Annotated in this window: 10 protein-coding genes; 6 read left to right on the top strand and 4 right to left on the bottom strand. The window is 62.8% G+C overall.

Going from position 1 to position 16,573, the window contains the following annotated elements:
- The first annotated feature begins 298 nt into the window (after positions 1-298).
- Genes F9288_RS14210 through F9288_RS14190 form a run of 5 tightly spaced genes read left to right on the top strand, consistent with a single transcriptional unit; the run spans position 299 to position 10,298 of the window.
- Complete coding sequence (locus tag F9288_RS14210) at positions 299-2,731, top strand: DUF4062 domain-containing protein (protein ID WP_174837387.1); 2,433 nt, start codon at positions 299-301, stop codon at positions 2,729-2,731.
- Positions 2,728-6,639, top strand: coding sequence for a hypothetical protein (locus tag F9288_RS14205; RefSeq protein WP_174837386.1), 3,912 nt, complete (start codon positions 2,728-2,730; stop codon positions 6,637-6,639). The genes F9288_RS14210 and F9288_RS14205 overlap by 4 nt, the downstream gene beginning before the upstream one ends.
- A complete protein-coding gene (locus tag F9288_RS14200) occupies positions 6,639-7,094 on the top strand; it encodes a hypothetical protein (RefSeq protein WP_174837385.1) in 456 nt (151 codons plus the stop codon). The genes F9288_RS14205 and F9288_RS14200 overlap by 1 nt, the downstream gene beginning before the upstream one ends.
- Positions 7,095-7,143: 49 nt before the next feature.
- Complete coding sequence (locus F9288_RS14195; RefSeq protein WP_174837384.1) at positions 7,144-7,560, top strand: hypothetical protein; 417 nt, start codon at positions 7,144-7,146, stop codon at positions 7,558-7,560.
- Complete coding sequence (locus F9288_RS14190) at positions 7,557-10,298, top strand: ParA family protein (protein ID WP_174837383.1); 2,742 nt, start codon at positions 7,557-7,559, stop codon at positions 10,296-10,298. Before F9288_RS14195 ends, F9288_RS14190 begins: the two co-directional genes overlap by 4 nt.
- Positions 10,299-10,525: 227 nt before the next feature.
- Here F9288_RS14190 and F9288_RS14185 read toward each other — a convergent pair whose 3' ends face one another.
- Positions 10,526-11,947, bottom strand: a complete 1,422-nt coding sequence (locus tag F9288_RS14185; protein WP_174837382.1) for a hypothetical protein — start codon at positions 11,945-11,947, stop codon at positions 10,526-10,528.
- On the opposite strand from F9288_RS14185, the gene F9288_RS14180 reads away from it, so the two are divergent.
- Positions 11,933-12,763 carry a hypothetical protein gene (locus F9288_RS14180; RefSeq protein WP_174837381.1) on the top strand — a complete coding sequence of 277 codons (831 nt, stop codon included), beginning with the start codon at positions 11,933-11,935 and terminating at the stop codon, positions 12,761-12,763. The genes F9288_RS14185 and F9288_RS14180 overlap by 15 nt on opposite strands.
- A gap of 865 nt (positions 12,764-13,628) precedes the next feature.
- Here F9288_RS14180 and F9288_RS14175 read toward each other — a convergent pair.
- The 3 genes from F9288_RS14175 to F9288_RS14165 form a co-directional block, all read right to left on the bottom strand.
- Positions 13,629-13,871: a type II toxin-antitoxin system Phd/YefM family antitoxin gene (locus F9288_RS14175; protein WP_174837380.1), complete on the bottom strand. Its 243-nt coding sequence runs from the start codon at positions 13,869-13,871 to the stop codon at positions 13,629-13,631.
- A gap of 257 nt (positions 13,872-14,128) precedes the next feature.
- Positions 14,129-14,449 (bottom strand): antitoxin Xre/MbcA/ParS toxin-binding domain-containing protein, encoded by a 321-nt coding sequence (locus tag F9288_RS14170; RefSeq protein ID WP_174837379.1) that lies wholly within the window; start codon positions 14,447-14,449, stop codon positions 14,129-14,131.
- An 83-nt stretch (positions 14,450-14,532) separates the two neighbouring features.
- Positions 14,533-16,524, bottom strand: coding sequence for a hypothetical protein (locus F9288_RS14165; protein WP_174837378.1), 1,992 nt, complete (start codon positions 16,522-16,524; stop codon positions 14,533-14,535).
- Positions 16,525-16,573 lie beyond the last annotated feature (49 nt).

Genomic DNA, 16,573 nt, shown 5'->3' with positions numbered 1-16,573 from the left:
CTGCGCCCTCTTAGCCTGAAGCTCAGTTGCGCCTCTCATTGAGTTGACCGGCAAACCCGCCGGCCGAAAGCTGGCGCTAGTGGAGAGTTAGTTAAGGGGCACCCACAGGTCGGTACTGTCCCCGGAAATGTTCGCGCCAAACTCATCTAGGGCGCGGTCGGGTCCGGCCTTATCAAGATCGCAGACACAGAAATAGATGTCGGCGGCGGCGGGCGGAAGGTCGTGCGGACCAGGTCGACGCGCAGCGACGAGCTTCTTCGACTTGCACCGGACTCCGGTCCGTGGCTCATGTCGTCGCATGGACATCAAGCTTATCCGTGCCTTCATTGCATCTCCGGGCGGGCTCGAAGAAGAGCGCAAGGCCGCGTTTGCTGCCGCCGAGGAGGTCAATCGGTCTGTCGCAAGACCCTTGGGCGGTCGTCTCGAACTGATCGGCTGGGAGGAGACGCTCTCCGGCCATGGGCGTCCCCAGCAGATCATCAACGCCGACATGGAAACCTGCGATCTGTTCATCGGTGCGATTTGGACGTCCTGGGGATCGCGCCCATCGCTCGACGGCCCCTACACGTCCGGCTTCGAAGAAGAGTTCGAGCTTTCGCGCAAGCGTCATGCCGAGACCAGCAGTCCGATCATGGCTATGTTCTTCAAGTCGGTCGAACCGGGACAGATGCGCGATCCTGGCGCCGAGCTGCAGAAGGTTCTCGCCTTCCAGGAGAAGCTGAAGGCGGAGAAGACCTTCCTTTATGGCACGTTCGGTGGAGCCGACGATTTCGCGGCGCGGGTCCGGGAGTTCCTCTCCCACCACGTCATCCAGCTGCTGAGACAATCGGCGGCGCCACGCGAAGAACGGCCGATCGAGATAGCGCGCAAGTCCGAGAGGACGGATCAGTCCGCTATCGCGGCGAACGACGAAGTCGCTCCAGATGCCGACTTCCTCTTCGAGACCTCCGCCACCGTCCGAAGGAATGGCACTCTCACGGCAACCGAGGTGGCGCGCCTGCGCCTGATCGCGACATCCGCCGGCCTCTCCAACAACGACAAGCAACTCATCGGCGTGCACGACGCCAACCTCATCTATTCAGGCCGCGGCAGCTTCGACCTGTCCTTCGCGGAACGGCGTGGGCTTTTGGAGGCGGGTCTGAGCGCGATTGCGCAGGAGAACCTGCCGGTCTGGAGCTGGCTTGCCAATATCACCAGCAAGGAAGCCGACCTGCTGATGAGCCTCACCATATTCGGCGAGCCCGCCGAACGAAGCGGCGCGATTGAGGCCATGCGCCGGCTGCAGGCGCCGATCGAGCAACTGTCCTTCCTCAAGGAGGAAGCGGTGGGGAATTACTGGCTCGGGGAGGCCACGGAGTCCGAGATCAAGGTGGCGGCGCTGCGATACCTTCGGGATCTCGGCACGCCGCGCGAGCTTCCTTTGGTCCAGCAGGAGGTAGAGCGCGCCGCAAGCAAGACATTGGCGGCCGCGCTGGAGGCGGCCGTCGCCATCCACCTGCGGCAAGGCGACAAGGAGGCGGCCGAATATCTGATCGGAACGTCCTACGAGAAGATCGACGAAGGATTGCAGGCTCGTGCTCTGCAGCAGGTCGCACAACTGCCCATGCAGATGCTGCGCAACGGCCTCGATCATCGTTCTCCAGAGGTCCGAGCGGCCGTGGTCCGCGAACTGAGCGAACGCGGCGCCATCGACCTCGAAACGCTCGATCGCGCGAAATCGGACGAGTCGGCGAAGGTCCGTCTCGCCGCGTTGCGCGCGCTCGACCGGCTCGGGCAGGGACTGTCGCTCGACGAAGCGTACAAGGTCCTCGCACATTCGCGATCGCCGCTCGCGAGCTACAATTTCTTCGCCTCGATCGACTCGTCAGGCGCCGTGCTCTTCGAGGACTATCGCACCGAGCGTCTGCGGTCGCTGCCCGCCGCGATGCTGGAGACCCTGCTTAGCACGCCCACGCATCGCGACGCCGCCTATCAGGCGCTCGCCGCGCGGCGCATCGGTGATTTCGGCACGCGCCTGAGGGCAGACCTGCGCGACGGCTTCGAGAGCTATTTCGCGTTGCACTGGCCGGAAGGCATCAAGGCGCCGCCGGAGACCGCCGTAAGCTTGCTCTCGATCGGCCGGCGAACCGACCCGGAGGTCGCGAAGAAGAGGGACTTGACCAAGGCCGCTCTCGAAATCGTGGCGGCGCAGCGGGACGCAGCCGATCTTGAGCTTGTTCGCGAAGTTCTCGATCACAGCGGCGTTCCGACGACGATGCCGGTGATCGCGTTCCTCAAGACGCTCGGTAACGCAAGGGACATCGTTCGGCTGAGCGAAGCGCCGATGATCACGGTCCCCCACGACGATGGCGACATTCAGGCCGAATTTACCGAGGCGGCCCGAGTCATCCTGCGACTGAACAAGGACCTGTCCGAGCTCATCGCCCTCGACCTTCCGACACATATGCTTGCACTGCTGATCGAATCCACGCCGGCCAACGAGTTCGCGAAGCTGACCGACGATGCCATCATCGCCCTTTTGCTCAGCGACAAGGACCATGTGCGGCGAGCCGTGGCGCGAAAGGTGCCCGTGAGCGTCGGTCGCACCCGGGTCGAGAAACTGTTGCGCGCCTATCGGGCGGAGCCCGAAGGGCGATATTATGCCGTCACCTACTGGCTCGATCTCGGTCTCGGCTACGATCGCCCGACCGCGCGGCGCGTGATCGGCGCGACGCAGAAGGCGTGGCTTTGAGCGATCGTAGCCGGCACGGGGCGATGACGGATCGCGTGCAGATCAATCCGGCGCTCTGGGATGCGTCGCGCGCCGGCGCGCGCTCGGGCCGCGGCTTTCGCTATCAGGATGCAGTGAGTGCGGGTCTGGCCGTCGATGCCTGGAGTGGCGCAGGCTGGACGGTCGTTGTCCCGGAGGGACTGGACGACATCACTTTGCACGGCTGTGGCTGCGAATATCGCGTACAGGTCAAGGCGCGTCACGATCCGCGCGGCACGTTCTCGTCGCTGGAAGTGGCGCAGCATCTTCTCAAGTCGTCGGCGACGGTGGATGGCGATGACCTGCGCACCGGCCGTGTTCAGTTGACGTTGGTCATTGAGCGGCCGGCGGCCGACTTCGATCAGACAGGATGGGCCATGAGCCTGGGGAAGGACGAAGCGGCCGTCGAAGCACTGCGCCCCCATCTTGGCGACACCATGGCGAACCTTGGCATCGTCGAATTCCTGAGCGCTTGCCACCTAGTCGTGGATACCGACCCGATCGGGTCCGCGACGGTCCTGATTGCGGGGCGGACCGGCATGGTCGATGCGGCCGCGCGCATCGTTGCCCACGATCTGCGGCTCGATGTCGGCTTGATGTCGGACCGCAATTATCTCGCACCCGCCGAGGCGCCCGCGGTCATGGTGATCGACGACGTGGCACGTGCAATCGACCGTGTCTCGTCGCTTACGGATCCAGCTTCGATGCATTCGGCCCTCGCGCTCGGGCTTTGCGAGATCGTCGACTTCACGCCCATCGCCGAGCCGAATTTCTACGAAGGCGTCGACGCGACACCGGGACATGTCGGCGCCGGTCTCGTGCTCGATCGCCCCGAGCTCATCGGGGAGCTTCAGAAGGCGCTCGAGCGGCGGCGCTCGGCACTCGTCGCCGGGCCGTCCGGCAGTGGCAAGTCGGCAACGGCGTGGCTGTTCGCAGAACAGATGCGCCATGCTGTGCGCTGGTACCGGGTCCGCAGCCTGGGCGCCGACCAGGCTTCGAGCCTGATCGACCTCTCTCGCCGGCTGGAAGCGACGGCCGACCGCCCGGTCGGCTTCGTGCTCGACGATCTGGGCCGCGACTCGGTCGGCGGTTGGGACGCGCTGGTCCGCGAAGCCGCGCACGAACCGGGGCTGCTGCTTCTCGGCACGATCCGCGAAGAGGATCTCTTCCTCGTCGGCAGCCTTGCTGCGACGACGTTGGTCCGACCCAGGCTGGACGATGCGCTCGCTGAACGGATCTTCGCGGCGCTGGGCCCCGACGGGGCCGGCAACTTCGCCCATTGGCGCGAGCCGTGCGAGCTCGCTCGCGGGCTGCTTCTTGAATATGTCCATCTGCTGACGAGTGGGAAGCGGCTCCAGGAGACGCTCGACGACCAGGTACGGCGCCGGCTGGCCGAAACGCGGGACAGCGAGCTCGAAATCCTGCTCGCGGTCGTCTCCGTGGCGCGGCATGGCGGGTCGGTCGATCAGGATCTGCTGCGCTCCCGCCTCGGTCTCTCTGTCCCGGCTTTCGCCCGTGCGCTCGCCAGGCTCGCCGACGAGCATGCGCTGCGCGTCACCGACGACGGCTCGATCGCGGGGTTGCACGAAATCCGATCGCGCGGGCTGCATGATGCACTTCGCCGCATGGTGCCCACCGGTCTCGTGGATGAGGTCGCGATCTCGATCGGAGTGCTCCGAGCGTCCGACCTGCCGGTGGTGCTGCCGCGCCTCATGCGAGAGGAGGATATCGGCGATGGGATTGTGCTCGACGCGCTTGCCCGGCGCGCACCGTCTCTGCCCTCGCTCGGCCTGACGGCGCTCTTCCACGGCCTCGGTCTCGTGATGTGCGACAGGATCGCGGCCCGATGGTGCGGAATCTGCGCCGACATCGAAATCCCGGAGCAGGTCGTCGCCACCGCCTTCACCCTGGCGATCGTCGATCAGGTCATCGACAATCCCACCTCCGCCAAGGTCTACGAGGCGAAGGCCAGGTTCATGGAACTCGAGACCGCGGATCTGCGGGTCGACCTGATCGAGCGCGCTGGTCTGTCGCAACTGCCGTCGCCGGAGACGCTTGAGGGCTTTCACGAGCTGGCCGCGTCGCTCGCTCCCATTGCCTTCGTCACGGGGACGGCGGAACCGGCGATGCCGGTACGCCCCGAATGGGCAGAGACGGCCATCCGCGATCTGCTCAAGGTGGTCGCGACGTTGCGGGAGTTCGGCGTCGGGCCGGCGCAGGCGGCCATCGCAGTTTTCGGGGGCATCGACCGGTTGCTCGAGAGGATCCATGTCGAGACGGCCTGGGTGACGCGACCGACCGTCTATGACGAGGACGGCTTCAAGATCGCCTCGTCGAACTACCGCTATGTTGCGCCGAGCATCCAGCCCGATCCCAACGGATCGGTTGTGACGCTTTGCGAGATGCTAGGCGCCGCTGTCCCGGACGCGGACCTGTTGGTGAGCGACGCGGTCGGATGGGATGGCCGCCCGGCCGGCATGCAGGACATCAATGTGGCCACCAAGCGCCTGACGCGCGACGCGATTCCGCCTCCGGTACGCGTCGCCTGGAACCGCGCCATCCTGCGAGCGATCCAGCGCCAGCTTGGCACTCCGACCGAGACCGGCCGCGCCGACGCGCTGGCTGGCGCGATGCGGGATCTCTCGCCGATCCTGTCGGCGGCCGCCGAGACCTATTGCCGCGGTGGTGTCGCGACCAATGAGGAAACGCTCAAGCTCAGCATCAGAGCCCTGCTCAACAATTTCATCCGCGCGTCTGCGGTGGGCGATGAAGCTCGGTCGCCACTCGACCTCGGTCGCTACGACACAGTGGACAAGACGAAGAACTGGGTAGATGCCGTGACGACGCTCACCCAGAAGCTCGTCGCGCCGGACATTGACCACCCGCTCCTTCTGTCGAGCGAAGCCGCAGAGCTTGCAAGGCAGGCGGATGAGCTGAAGACGTCGCCCGACTGGAAATGGCTGGCCGAGGTGCCGGTCCAGGCGATCGGCGACTGCGGGGAGACGCTTGCGGCGCTGGAGGCCGTGCTCGGAGATGCGCATCGCGAGCCCGAAGGCTTCCGCATCTCGCGCCTGCGTGCGCAGAGAAGCAGCCGGCACAATCGCGCGCTGATGCGCTTTGCCGCCGATGCGCGGCAGCGTGCGAGCGATCGGGCAATGGCGATGACGAGCGAGATTGAGACGGCGTTCCAAGAGGCCGGGTTCGAGGCCACGATCGGCATGCGCCCGCCGATCAAGGAGAAGATCCCTTTGTGGCCGCGGGTGGAGCATGCCGTCCTCCTCCACGTGCCCAATATCGATGGATTTTTCGAATCCGCCGAGCGAGCAGTCGCGGTCACACGGACGTTCCCCGACCATTTCCGCGTCTATTTCGCGCCGGTGGTGGACGGATATGTCGTCCCGAACTTCGCGGGCCAGCAGGCCGCGACGTTCGTGCCCGATCTCGGATTTGCCGAGAAATGGGCGACCCACCTGCCGCTCCCGATCGTGCCCGCCGACGCCGTCGCGGCCTTCAACGACGCGACTGCCGCGATCACCGAATTGTCGGGCATGAACGCATGCGCGGACCGGCTACCGAACGAGGAGGAGCTTCGCCATCTCAAGGAGCGTAATGCGGGACTAGCGGCGAGGCTCAAGCGCCTTCAGGATCTCGCCTCCGAAGCGCCGGATCAGGATATCAACAACGCGATTGAATTCGTCTCTCTGGCTCTCGAGCGCCTCGCGATCGAGTACAGCCCCGAATTCGCCGGAACGCCGATGGCGGCGGATTTCTCCCGCCTCCTGCGCGGTGAGCTGACCGAATTCTCCGCGATGAACATCCAACTCGTGATGCGCCTCGTCGAGCGTGATGCGGCGGTGGCCGCGGCAGCGCGGGACGCCAGTGATCCGTGATGTCGGCCGCGCGTCTCGTGCGTCCTGGCGGCGAAGAGGCCCAGCGCGAGGCCGCGGCGCTGTTCGACGACCTTCGCGACTGGGGCGACATCTGGTCGTCGATGACCTTCACCCAGCGGCTCGACGCGCAGCGCGGCTTCGACACCGCGCTCGCCACGCTCGCCGAGTTGGGACTGCGCCGCTGTCAGGGCCGGCGCGGCGGCTATCTGAAGGGAGCGGAGGGTGCCAAGGCTATTCCGTTCAGCATCGCCTATCTCGTTGTGGTACCCGCCGAGAAGCAGTTGGCCTGCTATGCGCCCCATGTGTCATTCGCGAACCGTGTCACCGACCCTGAAAGCGGTCTGTCCGGTTTGGCAGGCAGGAAATGCTTTGAACAAGGCAGACAGTCCGATGGCGCGGAACGCTTCCGACCGCGCCGGGTCGGCTCTAGACATCGCCTCGCCGCTACGGAATAGAGGGACCACATCCCTTTCGCTCGCTGCGGTAAGGAGCATTGGAAGCCGCGTGATCAACCCTCCAGCAATGGCACTACGTCGACGATCGGAGGAACTCTTCGCTTCCGCTGAGCGCGAAAAGCCGCACGATTCTGACTCTGCCGCATTGTTGTTATTCTATGCGGCCGAATGTGGGCTCAAGTCCGCATACATGCTGCAGAACAATTTGAAGTACACCGATGAAATGCGCGGCAGCGCCAGATCTGCGCGCAGCTTTTCGCACAACATCGTCGCACTCATTCAGGCGCTGAACATTTCACGTTCGAGCGTGAAACCGGTGCCGCCAGTGGTGACGGTTCGGCTCGGACTGAATGGGACGCCAGCGGTCCTCCACGAGGCGTGGCGCTACGGTGAGAAGATCCAGGACACCAACGCAATCTACGACTGGCTAAAATCCTTGCTGGAATGGTGTAAGAAAAACCGATGAGCACTCCCGATCATTCCCCGGTCACATGGGTTGACGTTGCCCGCTGCCTGGCAGGTATCGATCCCGCCCAGTCGCCCTTGCCCGCGGAAATCGCCAGCGCGCGGGTTGGCTGGTTCGGCCTGTTGCTCCAAGCCACCGCAGCCGTAGATACGGCGCAGCTCACCGCCGGGCTCGAAACGCTGTTCCCCTCGCGGATCAAACAGAATCCGCTGCGGATCGAACTCGAAGGCGGCCAGTCGACCAGCGATCTGACGGTAGACATCGAAATCGTCACCGATCAGGGGACATCGAGACAACCATTCGGCGTGGTAGATGGATGGATCGATTTCCGGCCAGCCGAAGCGCAGGGTTCGCAGAGACAGATCCCGATCGCGGCGGCGTTGAGCGTAAAGGGGGGCACAGGCCGCACCACGACCGCTGTCGCATTCGCCCTCCATTGGGCAGCAACCAGCGGGCGCCCCATCTTGCTCGTCGACGCGGACCTTGAGGCGCCGGGGATCAGCTACCTGTTCGAGGCATTTGCCGGGCACCCCAAGACGTCCTTGGAGGACCTGATCGCTCTGGCGCATGCCGAAGAGACCGATGGCGCGCCGGAGACGACGCAGTTCGTTGCCGAACGGCTTCGCGACCATCTGCTGCCCGGCAATATCTTCGTTCTGCCACTGCGGCGTGACATTGCCGAGCTGGCAAGTTCGTCAATCCGGCCCGAGCATCTTTCCACGCCGGAGCGGCCGTTCGCACTCGCCGACCTGCTCTCCGGTGTTGCGGCCCATCTCGGCGTCGCGGGGATCGTCGTGGATGTAAGGGCGGGTCTGGTCCCGATCGGCGTCAACCTCGCGATGGACCCGAACGTCTCGCCGATCTTCGTTACCACCTTGGCCGACCAGTCGATCAAAGCGACGACGGGCTTCGTCAGTTTCCTTGCGCGCGAATTTCGCAGGAATGGTGCGGCGCCGCGTCGACCTTTGCTGGTGGTCAATCGCGTGCCAGTCCTCTTCCGACAGACGGGAATGGACAAAAAGATCACGGAGCCCTTGACCACCGAGCTGCTGAATTCTCTTGTCAGCGATGCCTCGGTCGAGATCGGCGCGGGCGAAGACCTGTTCGCGAGCGCCTTTGACATCCAGCCCTTTGTCCAGGTCGACGTACCGGAACTTCCCGATATCCAGGTGCCTACGGGGAATTGGCGCGACTTCGTCGAACAGCTCAGCAGCAGCGGGTTTTCGCGTGCCTTGGCAAATGGCAGCGAAGAATTTGTTGCCACCGAATTGTCCTTCAAGGCAGTACCGAGTCCCCTTGAGCCGGAAGCACCATCCCCGGCAGTCGCCGACAAGCGTCAGGCACTGAGCGCCTTCGCCAACCAACTGATCGCGGCCGAGAACGTCCAGGGGACCGTGCCGCGTCCGTTAGTCACTCAGCCGCTCAGTGCCCTGGCGTCGCGGTACAAGTCCGAGGTGCCGATCGCGATCGCGGAAGGCGCAAAGGGCACTGGCAAGACGCTCGCGGCACGCTTCATCGTCTCTAAAGGCGATTGGAGCCAGGTAGCTGCGGATCTGGTCGGCGGCGACAATGCCATTTCCGCTGCGGTTGTACCGATCGCTGCATCGATCCAGTCGAGCGCCATCTTGCAGCAGGAGGCGGGCAACGCTCGTCGCGCCGTTGCCCAGAAACTGGGTTATGGCGAGCCTCTGAACATCTTCGAGACGACGAGCTATCTCAAGGAGAAGCTCCAGAGCAATCTGAGCGAGAGCAAATGGGTATCAGTCTGGCTCGATGTGATTGCGTGGAGCGCCGGCTACAAAGCCAAAACCGAAGGGGCAGGCGAAGCGTTCTTCGACGTGCTTCGCGCCGGTTCGACATCGATCGTGGCAGTCTTCGAAGGGCTGGAGGAACTCTATTCGTCCGTCGTCGACCCCGGTGTCGAGTTGGCGATGCGTGCACTCCTCATCTCGCTTCCCCAGAAGCTCCGGTCCGAATTGCGACGGCCGGTCGGGATGATCGCCTTTGTGCGCAGAGACACCGTTGAGGCCGCGATCCGTCAGAACCTCGATCAGTTCAGGCGCGAATATGCGGCCTTCGCGCTCACCTGGACGGAAGACGATGTCCTGGAACTCGCCGCATGGCTCGCATCGCAGTCAAGGGCGATCCCGGACATCTGGGACGCGGACTTCCAAAATCTCTCCTCGGCCGAACGCGCATCGAAGCTTGAGCCGCTCTGGGGCACCAAGCTCGGGCCGGACGACAAGCCAGGCCAACGTACGCGGGAAGCCTATACCGCCACTTGGATCGTCGCTGTCCTTTCCGATCTGCGCGGGCGCCTCGTGCCTCGGGATCTTGTCCGTCTTCTCGCCAGCGCGGCAACGGTCGCGCCGGAGGGGGATGAAGTCGCGCTCTATGCCGGACGCTTGTTGACGCCCCGCTCGCTACGGACGGCGGTTGAATCCACGAGCACGTCGAAGGTAGAAGAAACCGAAGAAGAGATCGGCGAACTCAAGCCCGCCTTCGCTAAGTTCAAGTCGCAGGCCGATGAACTCGCCGTTCCGCTCAGCCAGGAAGTCGTCGATCAGCTCGGGCTCACGGATACAGAACTCGCAGCGCTGATCCGCCACGGCATCATCTTTGGTGACAAGCCTCCCTACGAAGTGCCGGAACTCTTCCGGCGGGGGCTGGGCCTCAAGCATGCCGGGGCGCGGCGAAGCGTGGTGAACCTCTACAATCGCGCGCGAAAGCGATCCTAGAGGGCGGCTCCGCGCGCCGCGCGCGCAAGTCTCCCGGGCCTGGACTCATGCGACAAGCACTTTGGGAATGGCAGGAATGTCCCGGGCCTCTTCATTCTGACCTGAGGTATGATCAACAAGCTGCCCGTCGGCTATTGGGAGGCGCTCTGGAGTGCGGGAACGTCTAACTTTAGGGCGCAAAGAGGGTGAAGTGCAGGATGCCTGCCTATTCCAAATGACGCGTTGTGTCAGCCGCGGTTGCCGCTACCGTCTTTCGGGCTGCGATCCTCAAACGTGGCCGCAGCCGGGTCGGCCGCGAAGCTCAGCTCGATCACATCGTCGTCCTCGTCAACGCCTGCGGGGATCAGCCGCGCCGAACTGATCGTGTGACCGCGCGAAAGCTGGTATTCGAACGCTCCCCGCATGCCGATCATGCTGTCGCGCAAACGGTCGCCGTCGAGGCGTCCGGCGAGGAAGTCGTGGAGCGCCCGCGCCGAGAAGGTCGCAGTCATCTCGTGCTTTTCTGGTTCCGACGTCATGCTACCCCCCAAATACCATCCGTAGGTCTGCCCTCCGAAGAGACGCTGCTCGTGCAGATGTTCCAGCTCGTCACTGGTGAACCGCGGTGGCGGAAGCTGTTCGGCGAGCGATCTCAATCCATCGAGCGGCAGATCGAGGCCGGTTCGCTGGAACGCGGTAACCCGCCAGGACTTTCCCCGATTGCCCCGCATGTCGCTCCAGTCTTGGGGCGAGAAGACGCACACGAAGTCCAGTCCGCCATCTGGCTTGTCGAGGTGGCCTTGGATAATCCGCTGGCCCGACGCGCTGTGGTTTTGACGGTCGATCCCCTTGATCGTCCTTAGAGTCGCGCTGCCGATGTCGACGAGGAGCACTCCCTTGAGACCAGTGAAGTCCACGGACCGCAGCTGCCGCGCCTTTTCGCGAAGCGCCGCTGCTATGTAGTTGTCGTCGGGATCGAAAATCTCGTTCACTGTCGACTGCCGGCGGTTGAACAATGCTGACGTGCCCGGCTTCCACGTCACCCGTACAGCCAGTTCGCCGTCGATGATGTCGACGTGGTCATCCTCCTTGGGCCCGGATCGGACGAACGCGCCTAGCGTCGCAAGAAGGCTCTCCCCGAGGATATGATTAGCCGGGGCCCGGATGGATCGATGCAGCTTTGGATTAAAGTAGTCGCGCCGCTCGAAGTAGAAGAACTCGAGATTGCGGCCCGACCCCTTCGCGGCCTTGTTGGCCGCCTCCACCAGCTTTGCGGTGATTGTCCGCATCGCCGCCACGCCGGGGATGACACGATCCGATACCGCCTTGACGTCGAACACAGCCTCTCGGCCGGAGAAGAAGGCGGTGGAGATACCTTCCGGCAGATTTCCGTGCGGCGAATACCACGTCGGTTCGGACTCGAACCCGCCGAGGCGGTTCGCCGCCCAGACCAGGGCTAGTTCGGCTTCCGCCGGCAGCGCGTTTTCGAACCGCTTGTCGTTCAGCCGGCCAATGAAATGTGAGGGCTTCGCAACCCCGATCAGGTCGTCTAGCATTTGCTGGATGCGGCGGCGAGAAAAGATGGGCATCGATGAGGAGCTGACCAAAGGCGAAGTTGTCGGCGGTTCGAGGCCACTATAGGTTCTTCGCAGAAGATGATCGACCTTCAAGACGCGATCGCCTCCATCAAAGGCCACTTGGCCGACGGTTCAGCGCGCGCGCTGACTTATGCCGCGCTCGAGTGCCGCCTGTCGATTGAGCGTATCTGCTACGACCGGCTGGCGAAGGCGCACGATTATCTCGCTCACGAGGAGGTACGCCGCTGGCAGCCCAACCACGTTATCCGACTGATCGAGGAGGACGTGGACCCCGACGTGGCCTCTACCTACACGATCAGCGTCAGCCGCGAACCGGTTGAGGGGAACCAGGACCTTACGAGCCTCGACTACGTTCCGATCGGAACGCAGCAGGGGTTTAACGGCGGCCATCTCGCCAAGCTCTGGAACGGGCTCTCCAAGGTAGCCCTCCACATCGCTTTGCCCAAATCGAGCGCGGACGCGGTCGGGCAGTTCGGTATCCCGGATGCGATGCGGGCCAAGGTCGAGCAATGCCTGGTTGAACTTGAAAGGATTGCCACCGGCAACCTGACCTCAACCGGTTTCGGGCCGGAAGCCTCGTTCACCTGCGAGTGCGGGACGCTCAACAAGCGAAAATCGGAGCACCTGCACGAAGGCAAGGTGGTCCACTGCGTCAATCCGAAGTGTCCTCACAGCTTCGAGGTCGAACCGGACGGGAAGGATTTCACCTTCAGCCCTCGTACGGTCGAGGTGGCTTGTCCTTGCGGGAAGACGCATCTTTTCGCCAAGGCGCCGCTGGAGAGGATGCGTAAAGGTGAGATAGGCACGTTTGTCTGCGACTGCGGAGACGAAACGATCTTTCAATGGCGTCTCTACCATGCAGCGCGTAGCACTTTGTCCGGCGGATAGCGATTTCCCAAGGACACTGGACATCATGCGGCATGGCGCATGATGAGCCAACGATCTCCTTCAGACGGGCGCTCGCATTGCGGCCTTCGCGCTGGCGGTGGTCTCATGTTTAGACTCAGGTATAGGGCGCCCCTACCGGTCCAGCGGATGGCCGTTTGCAGACCTGCGGGAAAGTAGGTCGATCTAGCGCCAGCTTGCGGCTCGATGAACGAATGGCAGGTTTCAGGGCAGCGCTGAATCGAGCCTAACGACCAGATTGAGGGCGCGTTGCCGACCGGCAGCTCGCGCCGAAGGAGGACGGACTGATTGTGGGTCGATAGCCGGATCGAAACTTTCGCTCGCTCAGAGTCCGGAAGCGAGCATAGTCAGCTGATGGAAATCTGCCGTTCGAGTCAATTTAACCCACAAAGCCAATCGAACTTGGGAACGATCGAGCCGTTTGCCGTCTCGCACTGGCAGTCCGCCGGGGCAGGACAGCCACCTCTTCAGCTTGAACGACAGTGCCATGATGCAATTGCGGACGCCAGCCATCGTCACGTAATAACCAGGAGCAAATCCGGCGACGGTTCGCCGTACGCGGGTCATGACGTGCGCATCGCGGCCACTTGGTCGTCGCGGTCGCCGCGATGCTCTTCACGACTGGAACCTCAGTTGGCAAGTAGCGAACGCCTCTGCAGCTCTCGAGTGGTGCGCGGCAGCCACGCCACCACATCTCTGCACACCGCGCCTTGGCCCCGCTCGACTCTCACCCATCCTTCAGAACGGATTTGCGTGGGGGGCCTCCGGCGTGGCTTCGCGCGGCCTCGAGTCGGCCAGGAATTTGTGCCCCCCCCAAATGAAGAAAGATGCATATCAATAAGCAGCTTCATTCTTCGCCCTCGAACATCTGCTCGATCTCGGCAGCGCACAAACGGTCGAAATCCGCAGGGATATTGATTTGTCCGGCCAAGGACCCAAAACGGCGCACTCCTTTCGCAGGCGCATCGATCGGTGAGACTTTCACCATCGGCTTGCCCGCCTTCGCGATGATGAACGCCTCGCCGCGTGCCGCTCGCTCGATCAGGCGCGAAAGGTGTGTCTCTGCATATTGGATGTTCACCGTTTCCATGCGCTAACTCCTAGTCTTATAAGTTTAGTTCAGCATCGCGCATGCGCAATGATAGCCGGAATTGAAAGCGGCAATAAGCTTCGACGCCCTCCCCCACGGGGTGCGAGATCGGCAGGACAACCAGCCCGGCGCGTTCAGGCGGCACCTGCCCATCGCGATGGGATCGTCTCGCCTGGTTCACGATCTGGAATTTTATTTGGCGTAGATTGACCCGGCAAATTCATCATTCAACGCGATATAGGCAAGCTGATAGGCGTTCATGCGGCAATGCCGTGCGCAATCTGTCCAAGAAGCGTTTCGACCGCACGCACGCCGCGCTCGGTCTCGGCTATCGCTAGCGGCGTCTCGCCATCGAACGCACGGTTTTCGCAATTCAGCCAGACCTGTGCCTTGTCCGCGTTGTCGAACACCCCCTCGGCCAAGGCGACGATTCCCATGATGCGCGGCAGGCGGTCCGACTCATTCTGTTCCACCGGCTGCGCGGCCAGTTTACGCCGGTTGAAACCGCAGAAGCTGATGACCTTGGACTTGAGTTTTGCCCGTAACTGATTTCGACCGCAGCGAATATCCGATGCCATCGAATATGCTCCAAGCATAAAGCGAATCATATACAGACATCTCTCCGCACATTTACAAAGTTCGCACCATGCCCGGTGTTTCCTCACGCCACCTCCCACACCTTGTTGATGACTTTAGCGGCCAACGCGACCTTATTCTCCGGCAGAAATCGCCCGTAATGCTCGGCAACGATCTCAGCCGTGTCCTGAATCGCATAGCCCGCCTGCTCATAAGAGCCGGTCTCTTTCAGCACATGGGTCGCCAGCACATCCCGGACGCTATGCGGCCCATGCGGCAGAAGCCCCTTGATCGCGCCTCGCCCGGTATAGGGATTATATATGCCATAGCGCTGGATGATGAGGCGCCAGGCTTCGTAAAAAGACGACTGGCTGTACGCCGCATCCTGGCTCGTCGATTTGACGGTCTTGACGAAAAAGGTGCCCGGATCCTTCGCGCCGTTCAGAAGTAGGGCACGGTGATCGCGAATCCACGCACTGATATAGCGATAGAGATCGCCGACATCCGGCAGCACCAACCGGAATGGCCTGGCTGAGAAAAAGGAAGAATTCGCGTTCTTGAAAGCCGCGGCAGGGATCAGGACCTCCCAGCCTTTTTCCTTGTCGCTCCAGCGCATCTCCCCGCATCGGCGCGTTTCGAGTTGGCGCTCCGTCGATGGCTGTTCGTGCCGAGGACAGAAGAGCAGTTCCCTGAGATTCTTCTGCCGAACGCCGAGATGCAGTCCGAGGCGGATCATCAGAATGGAGCGCACCGCTTCCGCCGCCGCCTTGGGATATCGGTCCTTGCGCGGCATGAGGCGGACGACCTCATCAGCAATGCGACGATACTCACCGACCGGACTGTCGGCCTCGAGAACAGCCATGATCGGTTCGAACGTATCCCGATGAACGCGAGCAACGCGCTGGAGCTCTTTCGCGCGGACCATGCCGTGCTGATAGAAGGCCTCACAAGCCCCTTCCCAATCGGCCACAACCCGATCGATATCGTCCTGCGACACCAGACCGGAAATGGGACGCAGCGCGCGGGCAAGATCGGGACGCTGACGCAACCACCCGGTTTCTGCTCGTGTCAGCGCGAGACCCAACTGGATCATGTTGACTTCCCAGATGGTATAGAAGCCCCGGCGCCTTTCACGCCATTGGACATACCAATCCCAAACGGCGGGAAAAACCAGCAGGGCCATGGTGAGCTTCGAGAGAGGAACGCCAAGGCCGGCGACCGGTCCCTGCGGGTCCGCCGCCATCGCGCCGAACAGCAAGCCCAGATGATCGACCTTCTGGAACGCCGTCGCATCGTTCCAGACGCCATTGCGCTGAAAACCGATCTCGGTCAGCGTCGCCGTCTTGAACCGGACGAGATGAGCCAGTTCGCCTATCAGGCGACGGGGAGCATCGCGCCTTGCCGCAGCAAGCTCGATTTCCACATCGTCGCCCTCTTCCTCATCACTTTCGTCCTGCGCCCCCGGCAAGACACTCGCGGCTAGATTGGCCGGATCGGGAAAACGCAGCGCGTAACGATGTTGCATCGCCGCCGCCTGATAGAGACGATAGTCCGTTGCTCCGGATACGATGACCTTGCGAACCCAGGCGAGAATCTCATCACATTCCTTCAGAGAACGCCTGTCGAAATCGCTCGGCAAATGCCAGGCGATCCGCCGCCTTTCCGAAGGCTTCATGTCGCCAAGCTTGGTATGACCGCTTGCGGCCCGATCCGTATGCGGCAGCTTGGACGCGAAATAGCCGAGCGGGAGCTGGTATCGCCTTTCGATCCGGCCGAGCAATTCGAGGCTCGTCACCGAACGCGGCACCTTGGTTCCGGCCGCCCAGTGCGCGATCGTCTTGCGATCGACGCGGTCTTTCGGGCCAGTGATCGCCTTGTGCAGATGCCAGACCGTGTCGCCGTGCCGCTCGATATGGAACGCAAGGGCTTCATGAAACGCATCCTTGTCCGCCCATATACCGGATTTGGCTTCCGGCAGTGCCACGACAGGCCGCGGCTTTGGACCGCGCTTCTTTTTCAGAGATGCCGGAAGGGGCCGAGCGGAAGAAATGCGTTTGCGACGGACCTTCAGTGTCATGAAATAGAGTATATCCTGCAATAGGTTATGGAGCGGGGCAGGCTCCTTA

This window comes from Sphingomonas sp. CL5.1, assembly GCF_013344685.1.
In the GTDB taxonomy this organism is placed as follows: Bacteria; Pseudomonadota; Alphaproteobacteria; order Sphingomonadales; family Sphingomonadaceae; genus Sphingomonas.
Note: the sequence above shows the minus strand (reverse complement) of the source record. Positions and strands in the feature narration are given on the sequence as shown.

What these genes read in the sequence shown, in the direction of transcription:
- F9288_RS14170 (WP_174837379.1), bottom strand. Translation starts at nt 14,449, where the DNA reads ATGGCATCGGATATTCGCTGCGGTCGAAATCAGTTACGGGCAAAACTC.
- F9288_RS14180 (WP_174837381.1), top strand. Translation starts at nt 11,933, where the DNA reads ATGATCGACCTTCAAGACGCGATCGCCTCCATCAAAGGCCACTTGGCC.
- F9288_RS14175 (WP_174837380.1), bottom strand. Translation starts at nt 13,871, where the DNA reads ATGGAAACGGTGAACATCCAATATGCAGAGACACACCTTTCGCGCCTG.
- F9288_RS14190 (WP_174837383.1), top strand. Translation starts at nt 7,557, where the DNA reads ATGAGCACTCCCGATCATTCCCCGGTCACATGGGTTGACGTTGCCCGC.
- F9288_RS14210 (WP_174837387.1), top strand. Translation starts at nt 299, where the DNA reads ATGGACATCAAGCTTATCCGTGCCTTCATTGCATCTCCGGGCGGGCTC.
- F9288_RS14165 (WP_174837378.1), bottom strand. Translation starts at nt 16,524, where the DNA reads ATGACACTGAAGGTCCGTCGCAAACGCATTTCTTCCGCTCGGCCCCTT.
- F9288_RS14200 (WP_174837385.1), top strand. Translation starts at nt 6,639, where the DNA reads ATGTCGGCCGCGCGTCTCGTGCGTCCTGGCGGCGAAGAGGCCCAGCGC.